18 protein-coding genes are annotated in these 18,134 nt (G+C 60.5%); 14 read left to right on the forward strand and 4 right to left on the reverse strand.

All coding sequences use genetic code 11. The features are described from left to right. The first annotated feature begins 173 nt into the window (after positions 1–173). From kdpC to KJF94_RS05465, 3 genes are all read left to right on the forward strand, one after another. Positions 174–719, forward strand: coding sequence for a potassium-transporting ATPase subunit KdpC (kdpC, locus tag KJF94_RS05455; protein ID WP_214381742.1), 546 nt, complete (start codon positions 174–176; stop codon positions 717–719). A gap of 131 nt (positions 720–850) precedes the next feature. Then, on the forward strand, positions 851–3,502 hold the full coding sequence (locus tag KJF94_RS05460; RefSeq protein WP_214381744.1) for a sensor histidine kinase: 2,652 nt from the start codon (positions 851–853) through the stop codon (positions 3,500–3,502). 62 nt (positions 3,503–3,564) lie between these two features. Then, positions 3,565–4,263 (forward strand): response regulator, encoded by a 699-nt coding sequence (locus tag KJF94_RS05465; RefSeq protein WP_214384730.1) that lies wholly within the window; start codon positions 3,565–3,567, stop codon positions 4,261–4,263. Positions 4,264–4,409: 146 nt separating this feature from the next. Here the strand turns inward: KJF94_RS05465 and KJF94_RS05470 are convergent, their stop codons facing one another. Then, entirely contained in the window at positions 4,410–5,450 is a 1,041-nt protein-coding gene (locus tag KJF94_RS05470) for a patatin-like phospholipase family protein (RefSeq protein ID WP_214381746.1), read from the reverse strand. Positions 5,451–5,671: 221 nt separating this feature from the next. Between KJF94_RS05470 and KJF94_RS05475 the strand changes: the two genes are divergently transcribed. The 3 genes from KJF94_RS05475 (at position 5,672) to KJF94_RS05485 (ending at position 7,822) form a co-directional block, all read left to right on the forward strand. Next, the gene (locus KJF94_RS05475; RefSeq protein ID WP_214381748.1) at positions 5,672–5,950 is read left to right on the forward strand and encodes a hypothetical protein; all 279 of its coding nucleotides are present in this window, start codon (positions 5,672–5,674) and stop codon (positions 5,948–5,950) included. Positions 5,951–5,992: 42 nt separating this feature from the next. After that, positions 5,993–6,760 carry a CHAD domain-containing protein gene (locus KJF94_RS05480; protein ID WP_214381750.1) on the forward strand — a complete coding sequence of 256 codons (768 nt, stop codon included), beginning with the start codon at positions 5,993–5,995 and terminating at the stop codon, positions 6,758–6,760. Between the two features lie 264 nt (positions 6,761–7,024). After that, entirely contained in the window at positions 7,025–7,822 is a 798-nt protein-coding gene (locus tag KJF94_RS05485; RefSeq protein ID WP_214381752.1) for an acyl-CoA thioesterase, read from the forward strand. Here the strand turns inward: KJF94_RS05485 and KJF94_RS05490 are convergent, their stop codons facing one another. Beyond that, positions 7,823–8,188, reverse strand: a complete 366-nt coding sequence (locus tag KJF94_RS05490; RefSeq protein WP_214381754.1) for an Mpo1-like protein — start codon at positions 8,186–8,188, stop codon at positions 7,823–7,825. It lies immediately after the preceding gene. Between the two features lie 218 nt (positions 8,189–8,406). Next, on the reverse strand, positions 8,407–9,888 hold the full coding sequence (locus KJF94_RS05495) for a methyl-accepting chemotaxis protein (RefSeq protein ID WP_214381755.1): 1,482 nt from the start codon (positions 9,886–9,888) through the stop codon (positions 8,407–8,409). Between the two features lie 178 nt (positions 9,889–10,066). On the opposite strand from KJF94_RS05495, the gene KJF94_RS05500 reads away from it, so the two are divergent. From KJF94_RS05500 to KJF94_RS05535, 8 genes are all read left to right on the forward strand, one after another. Next, positions 10,067–10,597, forward strand: coding sequence for a hypothetical protein (locus tag KJF94_RS05500; RefSeq protein ID WP_214381756.1), 531 nt, complete (start codon positions 10,067–10,069; stop codon positions 10,595–10,597). Between the two features lie 70 nt (positions 10,598–10,667). Further along, the gene (locus tag KJF94_RS05505) at positions 10,668–10,859 is read left to right on the forward strand and encodes a PLDc N-terminal domain-containing protein (protein WP_017337345.1); all 192 of its coding nucleotides are present in this window, start codon (positions 10,668–10,670) and stop codon (positions 10,857–10,859) included. Between the two features lie 258 nt (positions 10,860–11,117). Beyond that, the gene (gene speE / locus KJF94_RS05510) at positions 11,118–11,993 is read left to right on the forward strand and encodes a polyamine aminopropyltransferase (RefSeq protein ID WP_214381757.1); all 876 of its coding nucleotides are present in this window, start codon (positions 11,118–11,120) and stop codon (positions 11,991–11,993) included. Positions 11,994–12,216: 223 nt separating this feature from the next. Then, on the forward strand, positions 12,217–12,450 hold the full coding sequence (locus tag KJF94_RS05515) for a hypothetical protein (protein WP_214381758.1): 234 nt from the start codon (positions 12,217–12,219) through the stop codon (positions 12,448–12,450). A gap of 218 nt (positions 12,451–12,668) precedes the next feature. Beyond that, a complete protein-coding gene (locus KJF94_RS05520; protein ID WP_017337348.1) occupies positions 12,669–13,010 on the forward strand; it encodes a ribonuclease E inhibitor RraB in 342 nt (113 codons plus the stop codon). Positions 13,011–13,428: 418 nt separating this feature from the next. After that, a complete protein-coding gene (locus tag KJF94_RS05525; protein ID WP_017337349.1) occupies positions 13,429–14,838 on the forward strand; it encodes a circularly permuted type 2 ATP-grasp protein in 1,410 nt (469 codons plus the stop codon). A gap of 12 nt (positions 14,839–14,850) precedes the next feature. Beyond that, positions 14,851–15,801 carry an alpha-E domain-containing protein gene (locus KJF94_RS05530; RefSeq protein ID WP_008148807.1) on the forward strand — a complete coding sequence of 317 codons (951 nt, stop codon included), beginning with the start codon at positions 14,851–14,853 and terminating at the stop codon, positions 15,799–15,801. Then, positions 15,798–16,607 carry a transglutaminase family protein gene (locus KJF94_RS05535; protein WP_214381759.1) on the forward strand — a complete coding sequence of 270 codons (810 nt, stop codon included), beginning with the start codon at positions 15,798–15,800 and terminating at the stop codon, positions 16,605–16,607. Before KJF94_RS05530 ends, KJF94_RS05535 begins: the two co-directional genes overlap by 4 nt. Positions 16,608–16,776: 169 nt before the next feature. Here KJF94_RS05535 and KJF94_RS05540 read toward each other — a convergent pair whose 3' ends face one another. Next, positions 16,777–17,607, reverse strand: coding sequence for a c-type cytochrome (locus KJF94_RS05540; protein WP_214384732.1), 831 nt, complete (start codon positions 17,605–17,607; stop codon positions 16,777–16,779). Positions 17,608–18,134 lie beyond the last annotated feature (527 nt).

The raw sequence follows: 18,134 nt of genomic DNA on the forward strand, positions 1-18,134 counted from the left end.
TTTGTGGCGAGGGAGCTTGCTCCCGCTGGGCTGCGAAGCAGCCCCACCCCAATCACTGCATTTGTTCAGGCACACCGCAGTCGCCGGTTTTACGACTGCTTCGCAGCCGAGCGGGAGCAAGCTCCCTCGCCACAGGTGATGTGTGTGCCTCTCACTGATTCGAGGATTTTGAAATGTCCACAATGATACGTCCGGCCCTGAGCCTGCTGGTCTTGATGACCCTGATCACCGGCGTCGCTTACCCCTTGGTAGTCACCGGTGTCGCCCAGGTTGCATTCCCTGATCAAGCCAACGGCAGCCTCGTACACGACGCCGATGGCAAGGTTCGCGGCTCTTCGCTGATTGCCCAGGATTTCACCGGTGATGCCTGGTTCCATCCACGGCCATCCGCCGGTGCTTTTGCCACGGTGTCGAGCAGCGCCAGTAACCTCTCGCCAAGTAACCCGGCCCTGGCCACTCGAGTGATCGACGATGCCAACAAACAGCTGGTGTCAGGGCAAGGTCCGGTGCCGTTGGCGCTGGTGACCACTTCTAGCAGCGGCCTCGATCCACACTTGCCTCCGGCTGCAATTGCCTATCAACTGGCGCGAGTTGCGGCGGCGCGGAATCTGCCGGTGGCGACGCTCCAGAATCTGTTGGATGCGCACATCGAGCAGCCGCTCGTTGGACCACCGGTGGTGAATGTGTTGGCGCTGAATATGGCGCTGGAAAAACTGTAGATCGGTGGTGCCTTCAATCGCTATCAGGCTAGCTCCCACAAGAAGTCAGCCTTCCCCTGTGGGAGCTAGCCTGCTAGCGATGGCGGCTGAACAATCACCACATCAACACCTGAAAAAAGAGAACTTCAAGCATGAGTGACTCCGGCCGCGCCGACGCGCTGTTAGCAGACCTGCCCCGCGATGGCCGTGGCCGGCTCAAGGTTTTCCTCGGCGCCGCGCCCGGTGTCGGCAAGACTTACGCCATGTTGCACGCCGCCCACACCCAACTTCGCCAAGGCGTAAAACTCATCGCCGGTGTCGTCGAAACCCATGGTCGCGCCGAGACCGAGGCGCTGCTCGGCGGCTTGCCGCAGCAACCCCTGGTGCGCTCGGAATACCGCGGCGTGACCCTCGAAGAAATGGACCTCGACGGCGTACTCGCCGCCAAACCGAAACTGGTGCTGGTGGACGAACTGGCCCACACCAATGCACCGGGCAGTCGCCACGCCAAACGCTGGCAAGACATTCAGGAACTGCTCGCGGCCGGCATTGATGTGTACACCACGGTCAACGTTCAGCACCTGGAGAGCCTCAATGATCAGGTGCGCGGAATTACCGGCGTGCAGGTCCGCGAAACCCTGCCGGACTGGGTGCTGCAAGAAGCCTACGAATTGCTGTTGATCGACTTGCCTCCACGCGAGCTGCTTGAGCGTCTGCGCGACGGCAAGGTCTATGTGCCGGAGCAGGCGCGGGCGGCCATCGATGCGTACTTCTCCCAGACAAACCTCACCGCCCTGCGTGAACTGGCGATGCAAACCGCTGCTGCCCAGGTCGATAACGACCTGGCCCAGGGTTATCGTCAACTTGGCCAGGCAGCCCCGGCGGTACGTGGTCGCTTGCTGGTCGGCGTCGATGGCGATACCCAGGCCGAGCGTCTGGTGCGTCACGCCAGCCGCGTCGCCCAGCGCCGTCATTTGCCGTGGAGCCTGGTGCATGTGGACAACGGCAGCGTGCGTGATGAGCAATCACGCCTGCGTCTGCAAAATGCCCAGCAACTGGCCGAACGCCTCGGTGGCGAAGTGGTGTTGCTACGGGCCGGTGAGGTGGCGAAAACCCTGATTCAGCACGCCACTGAGCGACGCGCCAGCCTGGTGCTGGTCGGCCAGTCCCGGCAGCGATTGCGCCGTCGGCTGTTCGGTGGCGGCTTGGCGGCGCGTTTGCTGCGCCATGCGCGCGGGCTGGAAATCAACGTCATCGACAGCGATCACGAACAGGACCCGCCACGACAACGCTCCGTACAGTCGCTGGTGTGGTTCGACTATGCGCTGGCGCTGGTCGCGACCGTGCTCGCCAGTGCCCTGGCCTGGGCAGTGGCGAGTGTCTTGCCGCTGCCGAACATCTCGCTGGTATTCCTCGCCGCCGTGTTGCTGGTGGCGGTGCGCAGCAGTCTCGGTCCGGCGCTGGCCTGTGCGGCGCTGTCGTTTCTGACCTATGACTTTCTGTTCATCCCGCCGAATTTTTCCTTCAGCATCCAGCGCGAAGAAGACGTGCTGACCTTGCTGTTCTTCCTGCTGATGGCGGCGCTCACCGGCAACCTCGCGGCACGCCAGCGGCGGCAATTGCAGGCCTTGCGCGACACCCAGGAGGAAACCACCGAACTGCTCGACCTGTCGCGCAAGTTGACGGCTGCCACTGACCGGCAGGCCGTGATCAAGGCCGCTGCTCATCACCTCGAGGGCTGGAGCGATCTGCAATTGTGCCTGCTCAATCGCGATGGCCAGAGCGGCTGGAAAGTCGAAACCGGTGGCCCGCTGGAGTTTTCCGAAGCCGAACGCGCGGCCGCCGACTGGGCCTGGCAACACGATCAACCGGCGGGCGCGGGCACCGGCACGCTGCCGTTCGGGCGTTGGTGGTGGTGGCCGTTGTCCGTGGAAGACGGGCCGCTGGCGCTGCTTGGCGTCTGTGCCAAGGAGGGTCAGACCTTGAGCGGCCAGCGTCGGCGTCTGCTGACCGCGCTGAGTCAGCCGCTGGCCCAGGCCCTGGCTCGCGCGCAACTGGCCGAAGACCTGGAAGCGGCGCGGCTGCACGGGGAAACCGAGCAACTGCGCAGCGCCTTGCTGGCGTCGGTGTCCCACGATTTGCGCACGCCGCTGACGTCCATGCGCGGCAGCATCGACAGCCTGTTGGCGCTGGGCGAGGCGATCCCGCTGGAGGATCGCCGCGAACTGCTCGAAGGCACCCGCGATGAAGCCGAGCGCCTCGATCGCTACATTCAAAACCTGCTGGACATGACCCGTCTCGGTCACGGCGCGTTGAAGCTGGCGCGGGACTGGGTGTCGCCGGCCGATATTGTGGGCAGCTCGCTCAATCGCCTGCGCGCGGTGCTGGCGCCGTTGCAGGTCAGCACCGACGTGCCGCCCGAATTGCCGCTGCTGTACGTTCACGCTGCGCTGATCGAACAGGCGCTGGTCAACGTGCTGGAAAATGCCGCGCGGTTCTCACCGGTTCATGGGCGTTTGCAATTGCGCGCCGGTGCGGATGAAAACGAGCTGTTTTTCTCGGTGAGCGATGAAGGGCCGGGGATTCCCATCGATGAGCGGGCGAAGATTTTCGACATGTTCTACACCGCCGCGCGCGGTGATCGTGGCGGGCAGGGCACGGGGCTGGGGCTGGCGATCTGTCAGGGCATGGTCGGTGCACACGGCGGGCGGATCAGCGTCGGCGACGGTATCGAAGGGCGTGGCACTTGTATCACCCTTCACTTACCCTTGCAGGAACAACCCGACGTTGAAAATGAGAGTTGAAAATGAGCGCTGACAGTGAAGCCTGATACCCTTTGGATTTCTCCATGCCACGACCGGAAACCATGAGCCAGACTGCGACCATTTTGGTCATCGACGACGAACCCCAGATCCGTAAATTCCTGCGCATCAGCCTCGCTTCCCAAGGTTATAAAGTGCTGGAGGCCGGCACCGGCACGGAGGGATTGGCACAGGCCGCGTTGAACAAACCGGACCTGCTGGTGCTCGACCTCGGTCTGCCGGACATGGACGGCCAGCAAGTGCTGCGCGAGTTTCGTGAATGGTCGACGGTGCCGGTGCTGGTGCTGTCGGTGCGTGCCGGCGAAGGGCAGAAGGTCGAAGCGCTGGATGGCGGTGCGAATGACTACGTGACCAAGCCGTTCGGCATTCAGGAATTTCTGGCGCGGGTGCGTGCCTTGTTGCGTCAGGCGCCGGTGGGTGAGGCGCAGCAAGCGGCGCTGGCGTTCGGTCCGTTGACGGTGGACCTGGCCTATCGCCGGGTGCTGCTCGACGGTGTCGAAGTGGCGTTGACGCGCAAGGAATACGCGGTGCTGGCGCAACTGGCGCGGCATCCGGGGCGGGTGATCACCCAGCAGCAATTGCTCAAGGACATCTGGGGGCCGACCCATACCGAAGACAGTCATTATTTGCGGATTGTGGTCGGGCATTTGCGTCAGAAGCTGGCGGATGATCCGACGCAGCCGCGGTTTATCGTGACCGAGGCGGGGGTTGGGTATCGGCTTTTGAGTGAGGGTGGTCTTTAGGGTTTTGTGTCGCCTGATCCGGCCCCATCGCGAGCAGGCTCGCTCCCACAGTGGATTTAGGTGATCCACAAATTTTGTGTCTACCAAAGATCAATTGTGGGAGCGAGCCTGCTCGCGATGGGGCCCTCACATTCACTCGAGAAACCTCAGGAGTCCCGCTCAGTCTCATACCGATCCAATGTATCCCGCGCAATCTCCCGCCCCAGCGCGATCAACTCCGGCGCCTTGTAAAACTCGAAAAACCGGCATACCCGCTTCGGCACGTTGATCAGGATATCCGGTGGATAACCGGCAATTTTGTACTGCGCCAACGACGTCTGCATCACCTCGAAACTCTGGTTGATCAAATCCAGCAAGGACGCCGGCCCCACGTTGTCGATGATGAACGAACCCGTGGCGGACTTCGGCGCGCCTTCGCGCTCCGGAGCGGCCGCCGGTTGTTGGGCTTCAGGTTTGGCGGATTCGACCCAGGGGTTGATCTCGGCCGCCTCGGCCATCAACGCTTCCTTTTCCAGCAGCAGCAATTGTTCCGCCTGTTTGCGGCGGAACGGCAACTTCGAACCCAACGAGCTGATCAGGCTGTCGAACCGGGTCTTGAACGCGGCCGGACGCTGGATCACCGGTAATTGGTAGTGACGCTGGTTGGTGGAGTTGAGGTTGACCGCGATGATCAGGTCGCAATGGCTCGACACCACCGGCACGATCGGCAACGGGTTGAGGATACCGCCGTCTACCAGCATGCGATTGCCCTGCATCACCGGCGTGAACAGGCTCGGGATGGCCGCCGAGGCGCGCATCGCCTGGTGGAGGCAACCTTCCTGAAACCAGATTTCCTGCTGGTTGGTCAGGTCGGTGGCCACCGCCGTGTAGGGGATGCGCAAGTCTTCGATATTGATCTCGCCGACGATCTTGCGGATCTGCCCGAAGACCTTCTCCCCGCGAATCGCGCCCAGTCGAAAACTGACATCCACCAGACGCAACACGTCGAGGTAATCCAGGCTCTCGATCCAGTTGCGGTATTCCTCCAGTTTGCCGGCGGCGTAGATCCCGCCGACCACCGCGCCCATCGAACAACCGGCGATGCAGGCGATGTCGTAGCCACGCCGCTCGATCTCTTCAATGACACCGATATGGGCATAGCCCCGGGCCCCACCTGAGCCCAACACCAGTGCGACACGCTTTTTCATGAATCACCCTCGTCTGACAAGGTTCAACAATGCACCCATCGAGGGTCGCGCTTCAATCGCTAAGGTCGCTCGACGAGGCCAAGGCGTCGTTTTTTCGACACTCCATGGCGGCAGTTGGTTATTCTCGCGAGCGCTATAGTTTTGCGGCGGGGCCAAGGCACTTTTCACGCGCCGCACCGTCTTACCTGCACGACTGTTTACCTATCTTTGAGGTGTGAGTGATGAAAGCCTGGATCTGTGTGCCTTTGATTGCGCTGGCGCTCGCCGGTTGTGCCGGCAAAACCGCTTACCGCGAGAGCTGCGGTAGCCAGATCGATGCCGCGTGGCAGGAGCTGGATCTGGCCAAGGCCGAAGGGTTCGCCGGGAATGTCAGCTATTCCAAGGCCCTGTCACTGCTGACCGGCGCAAAGACCCAGCAACAATTCGAAGCCTACGAGGGCTGCACCAAGAAAGCCGAGAAGGCGCGCTTCTATATTCGTGAGTCACGCGCCGGCCGTTGAGGCATGATGTAGGCATCAGTAATTCAATTCAGGGAGCAAACGATGTCTGCCTTGGTTGATCGGTTGGTGGCCCATGTTTTGGGCCTGGAAGTCCGTTTGCTGTCCTGTCAGGCACGTTTGCATGCCCGCACCGACCCGGAAGCGTTGCACGATCTGCGCACCACGGTTCGCCGTTTGCGCAGTTTGCTGCGGCCGTTGCGTGGCTTGCCCGGGGTCGAGCAACTGGAAGTGGCAGCGTCCCGGGTCGGTGACCTGACCACACCGTTGCGCGATCGTGAAGTGCTGGCGGCGTATTTGCTCGAGCACGATCAACCCGAGGCAGCGCAGCGCCGCATGGCGCAGATGGCCGAAGCCTATCCTGCGGTCGCGGCGAGTTCCGAGCTGGCGCAGTTGCTGATGATTTTCGACGCCTTCCCGCGTTTCTTGCGGGCGTCCCAGCGTCAGGGGTTGCTCAAGGGACTGCGCAAACGCATCAAAAAACGCTTGGCCAAGCAATGGAAGAAACTCGATCAGGCGCTGCACGATCCTGCTCATGATCGCCATCGACTGCGCTTGTTGATCAAGCGTGTGAGTTATGGCATCGAGGCCTACCCCGAACTGGACCGTTTGCCGAAACCGGCCTTGCCGAGGCTCAAATCGGCTCAGGCCGCTTTAGGTGATTGGCACGATTGCTGGCAATGGCTGGCCCGCGCCGAACAGGAAGCGGATCTGCAACCTTGTGTGGCCGTGTGGAAAACCACCATGGCCCAGGCCGAAGGCCGTGCCGACCGAGTTCTCGACAAACTCAGTGCCGCCTGTTTCAAATCCTGAAACCACTACAAATCCATAGTGTGGACAACACAAAACCTGTGGGAGCGGGCTTGCCCGCGATGAGGCCAGAACAGTCAACATTGATGTCGACTGTCAGACCGCTATCGCGGGCAAGCCCGCTCCCACAGGGTTTTGTGTTGTCCAAGGAATCATGCTCAAACCAAGCGCGGCCCATCTGTCCGTGCTTTTGGCCAGAATAAGCGCTGTGCCATCCTCGCTGGCTGGTTAACATCTCTTCATTCCATTTCTGCCCTTGAGGTTTTCATGCGCTTTTCCGATCTGCTCGATGCCGTCCGCAGCCAGCCACTGGAGCTGACTATTCCGGCCGAATGGGCACAGGGGCGTGCCAGCTTCGGCGGCCTGGTCGCGGCTTTGCAATACGAAGCCATGCGCGCACGGGTGCCGGCGGATCGCCCCGTGCGCTCGCTGGCGATCACCTTTGTCGGGCCCGTAGAACCCGAAGTGCCGGTCAGTTTTGAAGTCGATGTCCTGCGCGAAGGCAAGGCGGTCAGCCAGGTGCTGGGCCGGGCGCTGCAGAAAGGGCAGGTGGTGACGTTGATCCAGGGCAGCTTCGGCGCCTCGCGACCGTCCGAAGTGGCGGTAACAGCCACGCCGGCCCCCGAAATGAAGCACTGGGACGATTGCCAGGAGTTGCCGTATGTCAAAGGCATGACCCCGGAATTCATGCGCCATCTGGCGATGCGCTGGAGTGTCGGCGGCCTGCCGTTCACCGGCAATAAATCCCGCGAGATGGGCGGCTGGGTGCGCTTGCGTGGTGATGTGAAGGAAGAAGCGGTTACTGAGTCGCATATTCTGGCGCTGGTCGACGCCTGGCCACCGGCGCTGTTGCCGCACCTGAATAAAGTCGCGATGGGCAGCACGCTGACCTGGACCATCGAATTCGTCCAGCCGTTGCTCGAACTGAGCACGCTGGACTGGTGCAAATACCTCGTTGAAATCGAACATGCCGCTGACGGCTACGGTCATGCGGCCGCGAAACTGTGGAACGCGGAAGGTCAGTTGATCGCCATGAGCCGGCAGACCGTGACGATATTTGCCTGATCAGTGACGACGGTGGCGCTCACGCCAGGCGCGCCACCAGCCGCCGCTGAGGAAAAACCGCGGAAAGGTCAGGAACTGCTCGACCAGCAGGCGCGATACCGCATCTTTGCGATCACTGAACGGCTCGGAGTCTTGCTCCTCCAGGCTGTGACCGTGGCGTTGCAGACCCAAGGCTGCGAGCAGGCCGATGATGCCAATCGCGAAGTTCGCAAAGCTCAGGCTGAACACCCCGCACACCAGCAGCAGAAAGGCCACGATGAACAGCGGTACGGCAATCAGGTGCAGTACCAGATTCGCCGGGTGCTGGTGGTTGTCCGGGTACGCGCGCCATTGCCAGGCGGGAAGGTTGGGGTGACGTTTACCCATGATGCTGATCCTCGATCCATGTTGAACACATGATTGAAGAATAGGCGCGGCATGGGATCGCGGCGAATCAAGGATGGCTATCGGAGTGATAGGTGGCCATGTCCGGAATTGATGTTGCTTGAGCTGACGCCATCGCGAGCAGGCTCGCTCCCACATTGGAATGCATTTCAAATGTGGGAGCGGCGGTGCGACGATTCGACTTGCTCGCGAAGAGGTCCTTAAAGTTTCAACTGCCCTATGGCCTTGCTCAACTCCCCAGCCAACGCCGCCAATTCATTACTGGTCGTCGCCGAATCCACCGTCTGCTGCACCGTGTTCTCGGTCACATCGCGAATGCTCACCACCGCCCGGTTCATCTCTTCCGCCACCTGGCTCTGCTGCTCGGCTGCCACCGCGATCTGCGTATTGCTTTCACGCATCTGCGCCACCGCACTGGTGATCTCAGCCAACGCAGCCCCGGCCTCTTGAGCCTGTTGCACGCAATCGTCGGCCTTGAACGAGCTTTCCTGCATGAAGTCCACCGCGTCCCGGGTTCCGGCCTGTAACGCCGAGACCATCAGGGTGATCTCGTCGGTCGAGGTCTGCACACGCTTGGCCAGGTTGCGCACTTCATCGGCGACCACCGCAAAGCCACGTCCCATTTCCCCGGCCCGGGCTGCTTCAATCGCAGCGTTCAGCGCCAGCAGGTTGGTTTGCTCGGCGATGCTGTGGATCACATTGACCACGCCGTTGATCTTCTGACTGTCCTCGGCCAGACGCTGAATCATCTCGGCCGTCTGCTGCACGCCAGTGGACAACCCTGCAATCGACTTCTGCACGCGACTGACCACTTCCTGACCGCTGCCGGCCAGGGCGTCGGCGGTTTGCGAGAGGTCGCGGGTGGCGCCGGCGTGCTGGGCGATGTGATAGACGGTGGCGGTCATTTCGTTGATCGCCGTGGCAGCCTGGTCGGTTTCGCTTTGCTGGCCCAGCATGCCGTGACGCACCTCATTCATACTCGATGCCAGCCGCGCCGCGCCGACGTCCAGTTGCCGGGCGGTGCTGGCGACAGTGTTGACCACCCGCTGATAACCGGCCTGCATGGCGTTGAACGCGCCGGCCATCTGCCCGACCTCGTCGGTGCAGGCCAGCGGTACACGGGCTGACAGGTCGCCGGTTTTCTCAACGTGGAGCATCACGTCTTTCAAGGTGTTGAGCTGGCTGAGCAGGAAACGGATCAACAATTGCGACGCTCCGAGCATCGCCAGCATCAGGATGAACACCGCCACCGCGTAGTTGGCGAAACGCTCACCGAACACCTGGCTCAGGCTCGGACCATAAGCGATCACCGCCACCTGCTGACCATCGGCGCGCGTGAACACCTCCGCGCCCATCAGCGGGTTGTCGCCGAACAGCGGCATCGAATTGATCTCGACCCAGCCGCTGGCATCCGCCAATTCCAGTACGGGCTGCTCGTTCAGCAACGGCGCCTGCCCACGACTGAACGTCAGCAGGTGATCGGCCTTGGGCAGCGCTTGCCCGGCAGGCCAGGCGTTGAGCAATCGCGCCTGCGCCTGAGCGGACGCTTGAGACGCATGACTGCGGGCCTGCTGTTCGAGCTGTACGGCGTACAGCACCAACAACAGGGTCGTGACGAAGGCGACAGCGTTGACCGCCCAGAATTTATATTTCAGCGAGATGTTGCTAAGCCAGGCACCCATGGAGGTCTTCTCTGATAGCGGAAACAGCATTGGCAAGGTGCCAGCATTGTGCCGCTGCCCGAGGCGCCGGATCTTGATATGCGTCAACATTCCCGACCGCGTTCCCGCGCAGGAATTGCGGGGCGTAATGCGCTATCCTTCGCGCCTTAAAAATTCCCTCGCTACAGGATTCCGCCCCATGAAAGACGCACTCGTCGAACTCATCAGCAAAATCAGCTCCGGGTGCATGAGCGAAGACGAAATCCTCAAAGTCGCTGACGAAGCGGCCCAGGCCTACGCCGATCCAGAGGCTTTTCTGACGGCCAATCCAGACATCAACTACGACGACACCTTTCCTATTCCGCTCGGCGAGTGGGTCGTCGTCGGCAGCCTGCCGGAAACCGTGCTGTTCCAGGCCGACACCTACATGGACCTGTTCGCGCAGATCGTCGCGTCGTTCGGTCCGGGCGTGGATTTCAACATCAAACCCAAGCAACTGGCCAAGACCGAAGCCCTGACCGCGCTCAATCGCATCCAGGTGCAGATGGGCAGCATGAACAAGGAAAACGGCGGTTACACGCTGATGAACTTCAGCCAGTTGCTCGACGACGAACTGCAAGTGGTGCTGGTCTATGGCAACGACATGCCGCGTGTGCTCGAGTTGTGCGCCGAGGTCGGCATCGCGGCCGCACCTTCCCTGGAAGCCCTGAAAGTGGCGATCCACGTGTGATGGAATAAAACGGAACCCCCGCTGCAGCCGACTATCCTAAGAGTGCACATTACTCTTAGGGAGCGACACCATGGGTTCCACGTTCAACGGCCTGGTTGGCCTGATCATTCTTGCCCTGGACATCTGGGCAATCATCAACGTGCTGAAAAGTGGCGCCGACACCGGGATGAAAATCGTCTGGGTCCTGCTGATCCTGCTGCTACCGGTCCTGGGCCTGATCATCTGGGCCATCGCCGGGCCACGGGGTAACGTTCGAATCTGACCCGTTTCCCGAAAACAACCCCGAACCTGTAGGAGCAAGGCTTGCCCGCGAAGAACGATGACACGGTTCAACTGCATGACCGCGTTATCGTTCTTCGCGGGCAAGCCTCGCTCCTACAGGTATGTGTGCGTCAGAAGGTTCGACCTGTCATCTTCCGCGACGTAGAATGCGCGCCTTTCCCGGGCAATCGAGCAGATCGATTGGCCATCATGGGCGGGTAACCGTCCGTTGCCACCCGCATTCATCGGAGCACTTCCCATGAGCAACACCCCAACCAGCGAGTACCTGGAAACCCTCTACGAAGGCTACGGCCAGCGTTTTCGCATGGAAAAACTGCTGCACGAAGTGCGCACCGAACACCAGCACCTGGTGATTTTCGAAAACCCGCGCATGGGCCGTGTCATGGCGCTGGACGGTGTGATTCAGACCACCGAAGCCGACGAATTCATCTACCACGAGATGCTCACCCACGTGCCGATCCTGGCGCACGGCAGCGCCAAGCGCGTGTTGATCATCGGTGGCGGCGACGGCGGCATGCTGCGTGAAGTGGCCAAACACGGTGGCGTCGAGCACATCACCATGGTCGAGATCGACGGCACTGTGGTCGACATGTGCAAGGAATTCCTGCCGAACCACTCCAAGGGTGCGTTCGATGATCCACGCTTGAACCTGGTGATCGATGACGGCATGCGCTTCGTCGCCACCACCACCGAAAAGTTCGACGTGATCATTTCCGACTCCACCGACCCGATCGGTCCGGGCGAAGTGCTGTTCTCGGAAAACTTCTACCAGGCCTGCCGTCGCTGCCTGAACGAGGGCGGTATCCTGGTGACCCAGAACGGCACGCCGTTCATGCAGATCGAAGAAGTCAAAACCACTGCCGGGCGCCTGCGCAGCCTGTTCCCGGACTGGCACTTCTATCAGGCGGCCGTGCCGACCTACATCGGCGGTTCGATGACATTTGCCTGGGGCGCGACCAATACCGCCTATCGCAAACTGTCCCGCGAAACCCTGCAGCAGCGCTTCGCCGGCAGCGGCATCATCACCCGCTACTACAACCCGGAAATCCACATTGGCGCGTTTGCCTTGCCGCAATACGTCCTGCAAGCGATCAATAAGCCAAGCAACGACTAAACTAAAGAAGTACGCATAACCCTGTAGGAGCGAAGCTTGCTCGCGAATGCGCAGTGTCAGTCAATACACATGTCGACTGATGCACCGCCTTCGCGAGCAAGCTTCGCTCCTACAGGTTCTGTGTTTTTTCATGCTTGCGTGCGGTAATCCGTTTGAACGATCAGTCGGGGCAAAAGTCCAGATAGTTGAAAGCCCATTTGCGGGTTTGTTCGAGGAGGCACTGATGCAAAAGTGGAAGATCACTTTCGTGGATGATCACGGCGAAACAGTCGACGAAATCTTTGAGTGTGATGAGTGCCCGGATAACGAGCACGCCGCGAAAATGCTCAAGGAGCGTCTTTTCCCCGTCGCCGCCGAACTGGATCTGAACGATCTGGAAGGGCGAACTGCTGACGCTACCGTCAAAAACCTCAAGACCCAGAACAGCATACAAATCCTCGGCATTACTCCCGTCTGATATACCCTCTGGCACACTCATGAAACACCAGGCCTTGGCAGCGGCACTTACTTGAGGCTACTCTGCAAGCGAGATCAGCGATTGGATCGCTAAGGTCTGGTCTTGTCAGCTACATGCTTGTTTCCCGGCGGCAACGTGGTTGCCGCATTGCCCGCACCATTCGGTTGCGGGCGTCGGGAGTACGGAAAGTCTATCCATCGGTTTGAGGAGGACGTTTCATGAGCACAGCCTATCAAGAAGACATCAGCAGCTCGGTGCTGCGCCGCATGAAAGAAGGCGGTTTCGACTTTTCACGATTCCATCCGATCGAGTTCTACGCCATTTTCCCGGACGAGGAGCGGGCACGCAGGGCGGCAGGGCATTATTCCGGCGAATCCATGAATGCACAGATCAGCGTACGCGACGACGGCGCATGGGCCCTGGAACTGAGCAAAGTGATGTCCGCCACCTACGACGGCATTGGCGACTTTGAGCAGGACTTCGAGGCAGTGGTCGAGCCTTTGGGCGGCATCATCGAAGGATGGGGCGTCAAGCAGGAGGTACGAGGGCTACTCGCATAACACTTATGAACAGCGACAACATTCACTAACGGCTGACCTTCGGGTTGGCCGTTTTAGTTTGCGCAGAATTCAAGGCCCAATCGCCGCCGAACCACCTGCCACACCACCGGGCACAAATCCCGAAACAAAAAAAAGCCGCCTGAGCAAGGCGGCTAAAAGGGAAGTTCGGTGAGCATTTACAGCGAATGTGCGGATTATCCGCGTCACCCCCCGGGCAGTGAAATCAACTCTGGCTATGCTGGTGATAGGCGAAAGCATTGCTTCGCAATGAAGCGGGGGCGATCAGGTTGGGGCATTTGCCGCACAAGTATGGTGCGGTGGATGCGCGACGAATATCCAACCGATTGATATCAAAGCGTTTATGCCGATGGCACGGGCCTTGCGAAGGCCTGTAGGTCCGGGTGACAAGGAGTACGGCATGATCCGCACCTATTTTGATGAGATGTACGATGCCGGCGGCCAGGTCCGCCCGCATTATCGGGAGTTTGCCCGTTGGCTGGCCGAGACGCCTGACGAGCTTCTGGCCCAACGGCGACGCGAGGCCGATCTGTTGTTTCATCGCGCCGGGATTACTTTCACGCTTTACGGGGACGAGCAGGGGACAGAGCGCCTGATTCCCTTCGACACCATTCCGCGCAGCATCCCCGCCAGCGAATGGCGGATTGTCGAACGTGGCTGCATCCAGCGGGTCAAGGCGTTGAACATGTTCCTCGCCGACCTGTATCACGAGCAGCGCATCATCAAGGCCGGCATCATCCCGGCCGAGCAAGTGCTGGCCAACGAGCAATACCAGTTGGCGATGCAAGGCCTGGATTTGCACCGGGATATCTATTCGCACATCTCCGGCGTCGATCTGGTGCGTGATGGCGACGGCACGTACTACGTGCTGGAAGACAACCTTCGTACACCGAGTGGCGTGAGCTACATGCTCGAAGACCGCAAGATGATGATGCGGCTGTTCCCCGAACTGTTCTCGGCCCAACGCATCGCGCCGATCGACCACTATCCGAACCTGTTGCTCGACACCCTGAAAAGCTCCAGCCCGATCGATAACCCGAGCGTGGTGGTGCTGACGCCGGGGCGCTTCAACAGTGCGTTTTTCGAGCATGCATTCCTGGCGCGGGAAATGGGCGTCGAACTGGTAGAAGGCGCGGACCTGTTCGTGCGTGACGACAAGGTGTTCATGCGCACCACGGACGGGCCGAAAGCGGTCGATGTGATCTACCGTCGCCTCGACGATGCGTTCCTCGATCCGCTGGCGTTCAATCCGGATTCGATGCTCGGCGTGCCGGGGCTGCTGTCGTCCTACCGCTCGGGCAACGTGGTGCTGGCGAATGCCATCGGCACCGGGGTCGCGGACGACAAGTCGGTGTATCCGTTTGTCACGGACATGATCCGTTTCTACCTCGATGAAGAACCGATCCTGAAGAACGTTCCGACGTTCCAGTGCCGCAATCCTTCTGAACTGTCCCACGTGCTGGCCAATCTTCCGGATCTGGTGGTCAAGGAAACCCAGGGCTCAGGCGGTTACGGAATGCTGGTAGGGCCGGCGGCGACAGCGGCGGAAATCGAGTCGTTCCGCGCCCGCATCAAGGCCAAGCCCCACGCGTACATCGCGCAACCGACGTTGTCCCTGTCGACCTGTCCGACCTTTGTCGAAAACGGCATCGCTCCACGCCACATCGACCTGCGTCCGTTTGTATTGTCTGGCCGCGAAACCCGGGTCGTACCCGGCGGTTTGACCCGAGTCGCCCTGCGTGAAGGCTCCCTGGTGGTGAATTCCTCCCAGGGCGGCGGAACCAAGGACACCTGGGTGGTCGAGGATTGAAGGAAGCCTGCCATGTTAAGTAGAACTGCCTCGGATTTGTATTGGATGTCGCGTTACCTGGAGCGGGCGGAAAACCTCGCACGGATGCTCGACATCAGTTATTCGCTGTCGCTGATGCCGCAGGATGGTCGCGGTGACGGTCTGCATGAACTCGCGATGCCCTTGTTGATCACCGGCACGCTGGACGACTACCTGGAGCGCCACGGAGAACTGCATGCCGAACGGCTGTTGCATTTTTTTGCCCTCGACGCGGCCAACCCGGCGAGCATCTACAGCTGCCTCGGTGCCGCACGGGCCAGCGCCCATGCAGTGCGCGGGCGCATCACCGCCGACATGTGGGAAAACATCAACGCCACCTGGCTGGAAATTCGCGGGATCGCCGATCAGGGCTTGAGCCGCTACGGCATGAGCCGTTTCTGCGAGTGGATCAAGGAACGTTCGCACCTGTTTCGCGGCGCCTCCTACGGCACCATCATGCGTAACGATGCGTTCCGTTTCATTCGACTGGGCACGTTTATCGAAAGGGCCGACAACACGCTGCGCCTGCTCGACGCCCGCTACGAAATGGCCGGAGATCAGGCCGAAGCGGTCAGCGATGGCACAGCCCACGCCTATTACCAGTGGAGTGCTTTATTGAGGGCGTTGTCTTCGTTCGAGGCCTACACCGAAATCTACCGCGATGCACCCGGTGCCCGGCATGTGGCCGAACTGCTGCTGTTGCGCGCCGATGTCCCGCGTTCGCTGCGAGCGTGCACCGAAGAAATCGACCAGATCCTCGCTCAACTGCCAGGCGCCAACGGTCGTCCCGCGCAACGCCTGGCGGCCGAGATGGACGCGCGCCTGCGCTACACCGGCATCACCGAAATTCTCGACGAAGGCCTGCACGCCTGGCTGACCGAGTTCATCCCGCTGGTGCGCCAGTTGGGTAACGCCATACACAGTTCCTACCTGGAGGCGGCATGAGACTTTCCATTAGCCACGAGACCACCTATCACTACGAAGATCAGGTGCGAGCGAGCATCCAGTACCTGCGACTGACCCCTCACGACAGCGAGCGCCAGCACGTGCTCAGCTGGCAACTCGACCTGCCTCGCCCGGTGCGCGCGCAACTCGATCCGTTCGGCAACATCCTGCACGTGCTGACCATGGACGAGCCGCACGAAGCGATCATCATCGGGGCCCGTGGTCAGGTCGACATCGACGAACTTCGCGAAGCGGAGCACGAGAGCCAGTCGGCGCTGCCGTTTCTGCGTTTCACGCGCCTGACAGAAGCCGACGAAGCCCTGCGCGCTTTCGCGGAAAAGGAATGCAAGAAACGCCGGGATCGCACGGCTTTGATCGACTTGATGCACGGCCTTAACCAGCACATGACCTACACACCGGGCTCCACCGAAGTCGACACCAGCGCGGCTCAAGCCTTTGCCGGGCGTTCTGGCGTGTGCCAGGACCACACGCACGCGTTCCTCGCCTGCGCCCGCAGCCTGGGCATTCCGTCGCGTTATGTGTCGGGCTATTTGTACAGCGAGAACTGCGAGCACCTGGCCAGTCATGCGTGGGCGGAAGCCTGGCTGGATGACGCGTGGTACAGCTTTGACGTGACCAATGAACTGGCGCGACCGGAGCGCCATTTGAAGCTGGCGGTGGGCCTGGATTACCTGGATGCCTGCCCGGTGCGCGGGATGCGTCGCGGCGGCGGGTGTGAGCAGATGCATGCGAAGGTGTTTGTGTCGCCGACACCGATGCCTGTGATTTCAGTCCAGCAGCAGTAATCATTAATTATTGGGAGAAGGTGCTTTTGTGGCGAGGGAGCTTGCTCCCGCTCGACTGCGCAGCAGTCGCAAATTTGATAAAAGCGGTTTGCATGACGGATCGCGTCGCCTGATTTGAGGGCCGCTTCGCGGCCCAGCGGGAGCAGGCTCCCTCGCCACAGTCTATCTGCTACTTGTTGGCTGACATCTGCTTGCGCCCAGCCATATGCTTCAAATACCCCACCAACATCTCCAGATCGCCGTCGGGCAACACCTGCGAAGAAAACCCCGGCATCTTCGCCTGCGGCCACTGCCGCAAACTCTGCGGATCACGGATATAGCGCTTCAAAAAGTCCGCGCCAAAATACTCGGTCGGGTTAAACGGAATATTCAGATCCGGCCCGAACTGCGCATCCCCGGCGCCATTGAGTCGATGACACGCCAGGCAGTTCTTTTGAAACAGCGCAAACCCCTTATTCACCGGATCGTTCGCCTTTAACGCCGGATCAGGCAGCAGGGCAGGGAAGCGCTCGGCCACCGGCGCCATGCGCTTGATACTCGCCACTTCGAACGGCCATTGCTCGGGGCTGATGTTGCCCGCCTGCGGATCGGTCCAGACCAGATAAAAGGGACCTGCACTGTGCTTGCCCTCGGACAACGCTGGCCATGGTCTGGCCGGGTCTTCAATCGCCAGCCAGGCCCGCGCGCCCTTGGCATTGAGCAACGGCGCGGCCGCCAGTTCAGCGGCAAAACCATCCAGCGCCACGGCTTGGAGGTGATCGTCAGGCTTGATGCCGGTCAATAACGCCGCCAGGGGCACGGCGCGATAGCTCATGTCCCGTTTATAGGAAACGTCGTTGGTAATCGTGATGGTCTGTAACTGAGGATGCTTGAGCAATTCCTCGGTCTGCCAGGTGCGACTGTTCGCGCCCAGCTCCAGGTTCAGCTGTGCGGCATAAAGGGGCGAGCCGAACAGCAAGGCCCCGAGCAGAATGAGCGTTTTCAAATGATCGCCGTCCATGTCGTGGAAGTGCCGCAAAGGTTGGCACACCCACGCTGGCCCGGGTAGCGGGCCAGTCACATTTTTGATGAGGCGATAAAAAACCTTGGCGCCGTATTTTTATAACCGACTAGCCGATCACCTTCGTCAGGTTCGGCAAAATCAACAACAGCGTAGTGGCGAAAAGAATGAGCCCGGCTTGACGTACTTTCGAATGTTTGAACATGGCTTGACCGCCTTTTTTGTTATTTCCTGATGCCTGCCTGCATATCTCCATGACGGCAGCGCGTTGCACTTCCTGTAGTGCGAGCGCCTCGGCAAAACCCGACGACAACTTCGCATATGTTCACCTTAGGGCCCGCGTCACTCGTGGTTTAGATCCATTTCGTATGGAGTGCGTACCTATTGCTTTTAAAAAGGTATGAGGCCTATTGCCAGCTTCTTTGCCGCCCTTTTGCTAGACATCTCGGTGTCCCGAAACGGTTAATCCGGTAGCACACTACCGTCCGTCTGAGCGTGTCCGTCAACGTCCGTGAGCATTGCGGTCA

Source organism: Pseudomonas hormoni, from assembly GCF_018502625.1.
Classification (GTDB): Bacteria; Pseudomonadota; Gammaproteobacteria; order Pseudomonadales; family Pseudomonadaceae; genus Aquipseudomonas; species Aquipseudomonas hormoni.

Bases quoted from the DNA above. Each gene is read 5' to 3' on its own strand.
- KJF94_RS05530 (WP_008148807.1), top strand. From the start codon at position 14,851: ATGTTAAGTAGAACTGCCTCGGATTTGTATTGGATGTCGCGTTACCTG.
- KJF94_RS05540 (WP_214384732.1), bottom strand. From the start codon at position 17,607: ATGGACGGCGATCATTTGAAAACGCTCATTCTGCTCGGGGCCTTGCTG.
- KJF94_RS05515 (WP_214381758.1), top strand. From the start codon at position 12,217: ATGCAAAAGTGGAAGATCACTTTCGTGGATGATCACGGCGAAACAGTC.
- KJF94_RS05475 (WP_214381748.1), top strand. From the start codon at position 5,672: ATGAAAGCCTGGATCTGTGTGCCTTTGATTGCGCTGGCGCTCGCCGGT.
- KJF94_RS05460 (WP_214381744.1), top strand. From the start codon at position 851: ATGAGTGACTCCGGCCGCGCCGACGCGCTGTTAGCAGACCTGCCCCGC.
- kdpC (WP_214381742.1), top strand. From the start codon at position 174: ATGTCCACAATGATACGTCCGGCCCTGAGCCTGCTGGTCTTGATGACC.
- KJF94_RS05480 (WP_214381750.1), top strand. From the start codon at position 5,993: ATGTCTGCCTTGGTTGATCGGTTGGTGGCCCATGTTTTGGGCCTGGAA.
- KJF94_RS05485 (WP_214381752.1), top strand. From the start codon at position 7,025: ATGCGCTTTTCCGATCTGCTCGATGCCGTCCGCAGCCAGCCACTGGAG.
- KJF94_RS05465 (WP_214384730.1), top strand. From the start codon at position 3,565: ATGAGCCAGACTGCGACCATTTTGGTCATCGACGACGAACCCCAGATC.
- KJF94_RS05505 (WP_017337345.1), top strand. From the start codon at position 10,668: ATGGGTTCCACGTTCAACGGCCTGGTTGGCCTGATCATTCTTGCCCTG.
- speE (WP_214381757.1), top strand. From the start codon at position 11,118: ATGAGCAACACCCCAACCAGCGAGTACCTGGAAACCCTCTACGAAGGC.
- KJF94_RS05500 (WP_214381756.1), top strand. From the start codon at position 10,067: ATGAAAGACGCACTCGTCGAACTCATCAGCAAAATCAGCTCCGGGTGC.
- KJF94_RS05535 (WP_214381759.1), top strand. From the start codon at position 15,798: ATGAGACTTTCCATTAGCCACGAGACCACCTATCACTACGAAGATCAG.
- KJF94_RS05525 (WP_017337349.1), top strand. From the start codon at position 13,429: ATGATCCGCACCTATTTTGATGAGATGTACGATGCCGGCGGCCAGGTC.
- KJF94_RS05490 (WP_214381754.1), bottom strand. From the start codon at position 8,188: ATGGGTAAACGTCACCCCAACCTTCCCGCCTGGCAATGGCGCGCGTAC.
- KJF94_RS05470 (WP_214381746.1), bottom strand. From the start codon at position 5,450: ATGAAAAAGCGTGTCGCACTGGTGTTGGGCTCAGGTGGGGCCCGGGGC.
- KJF94_RS05495 (WP_214381755.1), bottom strand. From the start codon at position 9,888: ATGGGTGCCTGGCTTAGCAACATCTCGCTGAAATATAAATTCTGGGCG.
- KJF94_RS05520 (WP_017337348.1), top strand. From the start codon at position 12,669: ATGAGCACAGCCTATCAAGAAGACATCAGCAGCTCGGTGCTGCGCCGC.